Consider the following 4,766-nt stretch of genomic DNA (forward strand, 5'->3'; position numbering starts at 1 on the left):
GGGTCGTCCTCGCCGCGCTCGTAGCCGAGGCGTTCGTCGTAGGGCTGCCAGTGGCCGAGGGCGAGGTCCCACCCGTCGGCCGCGAGCCCGAGGGCGAGCCCGGCGCCGATCGAGCGCCGCCTCCCGACCCCGGTGACGAGGGCGACGCGGGACGGATCGGGACGGTGGGGATCGTGGGACATGGCCCCATCCTCCGCACCGGGCGCGCTCGGAGACAAACGATTTGGCCTCCGCAGGTGCCGGCGTCACGTCACCTCACGGCATACGCCCTCGGTGGCTGGTGGTGAGCGTCACGCCCGCCGCGTGCGGACTGAGCGGGCGCTCGGTGAGAGGATGAACGGCAGTGCCGGAGCGACCTCCGGCAGTTCCATGAGCACCACCACCAGCAACGGAAGAGGACGTTCACCCATGAACATCGTCGTCTGTGTCAAGTACGTGCCGGACGCCCAGGCCGAGCGCACGTTCAACGCATCTGACAACACGACCGACCGCGAGAACGTCGACGGCCTGCTGTCGGAGCTCGACGAGTACGCCGTCGAGGAGGCCCTGAAGATCGTCGAGGCCGGCGAGGGTGAGGTGACCGTGCTGACGGTCGGTCCCGACGCCGCTGCCGACGCCATCAAGAAGGCCTTGCAGATGGGCGCCCACAAGGGTGTGCACGTCAAGGACGACGGCATCCACGGCTCCGACGCCATCGCGACCTCGCTCGTGCTCGCCGAGGCCGTCAAGAAGATCGGTGACGTCGACCTCGTCGTCACCGGCATGGCCTCGACCGACGGCACCATGGGCGTCGTCCCGGCGATGCTCGCCGAGCGACTCGGCCTGCCGGCCGTGACGTTCGCGTCCGAGCTGACCGTCGAGGGGAGCACCGCCACGATCCGTCGCGACGGCGACGCCTCGACGCAGACCATCACGGCCACGCTGCCGGCCCTCGTGTCGGTCACCGACCAGATCAACGAGCCGCGCTACCCCTCGTTCAAGGGGATCATGGCGGCGAAGAAGAAGCCGGTCGAGCAGTGGAGCCTCGCCGACCTCGGCGTCGACGCCTCGCAGGTCGGCCTCGACGCCGCGTGGACGAAGGTCGAGTCCTTCGCCGCCCGCCCGCCGCGCAGCCAGGGCGAGATCGTCGCCGACGAGGGCGACGGCGGCAGCAAGCTCGCCGCCTTCCTGTCCGAGCGCAAGTTCGTCTGACCTGCCCACCAGCCAGCAAAGGAGAACCGCACCATGGCTGAAGTACTCGTGCTCGTCGACCACGTCGAGGGCAAGGTTCGCAAGACCACGGCCGAGCTGCTGACGATCGCCCGCCGCCTGGGTGAACCGTCCGCCGTCTTCGTCGGCACCGGCTTCGACGCCGCCAAGGAGACCCTCGCCCGTTTCGGCGCCGAGAAGGTCTACCGCGTCGAGTCGCCCGAGGTGCTCGGGCACCTCGTCGTCCCCCAGGCCGAGCTGCTCGCCCAGCTCGTCGCCGACAAGGCGCCGGCCGCCGTGCTCGTGCCGTCCTCCCCGGAGGGCAAGGAGATCGCCGCCCGCCTCGCCGTCAAGACCGAGTCGGGCCTGATCACCGACGCCGTCGACGTCCAGGCGGCTGACGGTGGCGTCGCGACGACGCAGTCCGTCTTCGCGGGCTCGTACACCGTGTCGGCCACGGTCACCAAGGGCACGCCGATCGTCGCCGTCAAGCCCAACTCGGCCACGCCCGAGGAGGTCGCCGGTGCGGCCGCCGACGAGGTGCTCGACTTCACCCCGTCCGACGCCGCCAAGGGCGCGAAGGTCACCGAGTCCCAGCCGAAGCAGGCCACCGGCCGCCCCGAGCTGACCGAGGCCGCCATCGTGGTCTCCGGCGGCCGCGGCACCGCCGGCGACTTCTCCAAGGTCGAGGACTTCGCCGACTCGCTCGGCGCCGCCGTGGGTGCGAGCCGTGCAGCGGTCGACGCCGGGTGGTACCCGCACACCAGCCAGGTCGGCCAGACCGGCAAGCAGGTGAGCCCGCAGCTCTACGTCGCGTGCGGCATCTCCGGTGCGATCCAGCACCGCGCCGGCATGCAGACCTCCAAGACGATCGTGGCCGTCAACAAGGACAACGAGGCCCCGATCTTCGAGCTCGTCGACTTCGGCGTCGTGGGCGACCTCTTCACCGTCCTCCCGCAGGCGACCGAGGCGATCAAGGCCGCCAAGGACTGACCGCCGCCGTGCCACCGCACGGGTGCTGACACGTCGAGGGGCCACGAACCGGGACCGGTTCGTGGCCCCTCCATGTGTGGGACGTCAGACCGCCTCGGGGTCGAGGTCGAGCCGGGCCGTCAGGCGGGTCCAGCTCTCGAGGCGCTCGCGGTTGAGGGCGTATGCCGTGCGTCCCGTCCCGAAGGTCCACCACGCCCCGCGCAGCGCCTCCGACGGCAGCCGGACCGGTCGTGACCCCGGACGGTCCCACTCGAGACGGCCGCCCGACGACACGCGCCGCACCTCGCGTCGGTCGAGCGTCGTGGTGGCGAGCGTGTTGTGGACGCGCAGGCTCTTCGTCCCGAGCTCGATCCGGGCCGACCACGCCCGCCAACCGAGGGCGACCGCGACAGCCAGGCACACGGCATACGTGATCGGCGAGGGGAGCGTGGGCACGAGTCGGACGAGCAGGCGGGCGACGAAGTAGCCGACGACCGGGCAGGCGAGGGCCGAGACGGCCCGGTGGGCAGCGGGCGCGCGGAGCCGGCTGTCGCCCGTGCCCTCCTGTCCACCACCCATGGGGGCGATCATAGGACAGGCATGGCCCCACGGCCGACGGCGTCGGACAGCGTCCCGTGTCTGTGTCCCCCCGCAGCGGTCCGGGCGGCCCGGGGCGGCGGCCTAGAATCGCCCTGTGACTGCCTACCTCGACCATGCGGCGACCACGCCGATGCTCCCTGCCGCCCTTGCGGCGATGACGGAGCAGCTCGCGGTCGTGGGCAACCCCTCCTCGCTGCACCGCACCGGTCGGGCCGCCCGACGCGCCGTCGAGGAGTCACGCGAGAAGATCGCCCGCTGCCTCGGCGCCCGGCCCTCCGAAGTCGTCTTCACCTCGGGTGGCACGGAGTCCGACAACCTCGCGGTGAAGGGCACCTACTGGGCGCGCCGCGACCTCGACCACGCCCGGGTGCGCCTCCTCGTCGGGGCCACCGAGCACCACGCCGTCCTCGACTGCGTCGACTTCCTCGTCGCCCACGAGGGGGCCAAGGTCACCTGGCTGGACTGCACTCCCGACGGTGTCGTCGAGCCCGCGACGGTCCGGGCGGCGATCGAGTCCGACCCCGACTCCGTCGCCCTCGTGTCGGTGATGTGGGCCAACAACGAGGTCGGCGCCGTGCAGGACATCCGTGCCCTCGCGGAGGTGGCCCACGAGTTCGACGTGCCCCTGCACACCGACGCCGTGCAGGCCGCCGGGCACGTGCCCGTCGACTTCGCCGCCAGCGGAGCCGACCTCATGTCGGTGACCGCGCACAAGCTCGGCGGTCCGATGGGCATCGGCGCCCTCGTCGTACGCCGGGGGGCGGCGCTCGTCCCGCTCACCCACGGCGGTGGGCAGGAACGCCAGGTCCGTTCCGGCACCCTCGACACCCCGGCCATCGTCGGTTTCGCCGCCGCGCTCGTCGAGGCCACCGCGTCGATGGACGCCGAGACAGCACGCCTGGTGGCGCTGCGCGACGACCTCATCGACCGGGCCATGGCGATCGCACCCGACATCCGGCCGTCCGGGGTGTGGCAGCGCGGCGACGGAGCGAGCCGGCTCCCCGGCAACGTGCACCTGCTCGTGCCGGGCTGCGACGGTGACTCCCTGCTCTACCTCCTCGACGCAGCCGGCGTCTCGTGCTCGACGGGCTCGGCGTGCCAGGCCGGCGTGCCGCAGCCGAGCCACGTCCTGCTCGCCATGGGCGTCGCCGAGAGCGATGCGCGAGGCGCGCTGCGAGTGACGCTCGGCCACACGTCGACCAGCGCCGACGTCGACGCCTTCATCGCGGCGTTGCCCGCCGCCATCGAGCGCGCCCGGCGCGCGCGGGAGGCGACCGCGTCGTGAGGGTCGTGGCTGCCATGAGCGGAGGAGTCGACTCGGCGGTCGCCGCGGCCCGCATGCTGGATGCCGGGCACGAGGTCGTCGGCGTGCACCTCGCCCTGAGCCAGAACGGTGCGACCCTGCGCGAGTCAGCCCGCGGCTGCTGCACCATCGAGGACGCCGGTGACGCGCGACGCGTGGCCGACGTGCTCGGGATCCCGTTCTACGTCTGGGACATGGCCGCCCGCTTCACGCGCGACGTCGTCGACGACTTCCGGGCCGAGTACGCCGCGGGCCGCACCCCCAACCCGTGCCTGCGCTGCAACGAGAAGATCAAGTTCGCGGCCCTGCTCGACAAGGCGGTCGCCCTCGGCTTCGATGCAGTGGCCACCGGCCACTACGCCCAGGTCGTCGAGACGAGCGATGGCCGCGGGGGAGTGCGGCGCGAGCTGCACCGCGCCGTCGACACCGCCAAGGACCAGAGCTACGTCCTCGGCGTGCTCGACGCCGAGCAGCTCGCCCGCTCCTTCTTCCCGCTCGGCGACACGACGAAGCCGCAGATCCGCGAGGAGGCCGCGGAGCGAGGCTTCTACATCGCGAGGAAGCCGGACAGCCACGACATCTGCTTCATCCCCGACGGCGACACCCGGGGCTGGCTGACGCGCGAGCTCGGCGCGGCGCCCGGCGACATCGTCGACACCAGCGGTGACGTCGTCGGCCACCACGAGGGAGCCTTCGCCTACAC

5 protein-coding genes and 1 pseudogene are annotated in these 4,766 nt (G+C 72.2%); 4 read left to right on the forward strand and 2 right to left on the reverse strand.

The features are described from left to right. Window positions 1-182, reverse strand: a pseudogene (locus tag AC1DP0_RS18210) (SDR family oxidoreductase); the annotation flags it as partial. A gap of 226 nt (window positions 183-408) precedes the next feature. Between AC1DP0_RS18210 and AC1DP0_RS18215 the strand changes: the two are divergent. Together AC1DP0_RS18215 and AC1DP0_RS18220 are read left to right on the forward strand one after the other, a co-directional pair. After that, window positions 409-1,191, forward strand: coding sequence for an electron transfer flavoprotein subunit beta/FixA family protein (locus AC1DP0_RS18215; RefSeq protein ID WP_478087161.1), 783 nt, complete (start codon window positions 409-411; stop codon window positions 1,189-1,191). Window positions 1,192-1,224: 33 nt separating this feature from the next. Continuing rightward, on the forward strand, window positions 1,225-2,181 hold the full coding sequence (locus AC1DP0_RS18220) for an electron transfer flavoprotein subunit alpha/FixB family protein (RefSeq protein WP_478087163.1): 957 nt from the start codon (window positions 1,225-1,227) through the stop codon (window positions 2,179-2,181). A gap of 84 nt (window positions 2,182-2,265) precedes the next feature. Here the strand turns inward: AC1DP0_RS18220 and AC1DP0_RS18225 are convergent, their stop codons facing one another. Next, window positions 2,266-2,739 carry a hypothetical protein gene (locus AC1DP0_RS18225; protein WP_478087165.1) on the reverse strand — a complete coding sequence of 158 codons (474 nt, stop codon included), beginning with the start codon at window positions 2,737-2,739 and terminating at the stop codon, window positions 2,266-2,268. 115 nt (window positions 2,740-2,854) lie between these two features. Between AC1DP0_RS18225 and AC1DP0_RS18230 the strand changes: the two genes are divergently transcribed. Together AC1DP0_RS18230 and mnmA are read left to right on the forward strand one after the other, a co-directional pair. Further along, complete coding sequence (locus AC1DP0_RS18230) at window positions 2,855-4,045, forward strand: cysteine desulfurase family protein (protein WP_478087167.1); 1,191 nt, start codon at window positions 2,855-2,857, stop codon at window positions 4,043-4,045. After that, window positions 4,042-4,766, forward strand: a 725-nt coding sequence (gene mnmA / locus AC1DP0_RS18235) for a tRNA 2-thiouridine(34) synthase MnmA (protein WP_478087169.1), incomplete at its 3' end; no start/stop codon positions are given. The genes AC1DP0_RS18230 and mnmA, both read left to right, overlap by 4 nt.

It is taken from the genome of Terrabacter sp. P5_B1, from assembly GCF_056400505.1.

Bases quoted from the DNA above. Each gene is read 5' to 3' on its own strand.
- AC1DP0_RS18225 (WP_478087165.1), bottom strand. From the start codon at position 2,739: ATGGGTGGTGGACAGGAGGGCACGGGCGACAGCCGGCTCCGCGCGCCC.
- AC1DP0_RS18215 (WP_478087161.1), top strand. From the start codon at position 409: ATGAACATCGTCGTCTGTGTCAAGTACGTGCCGGACGCCCAGGCCGAG.
- AC1DP0_RS18220 (WP_478087163.1), top strand. From the start codon at position 1,225: ATGGCTGAAGTACTCGTGCTCGTCGACCACGTCGAGGGCAAGGTTCGC.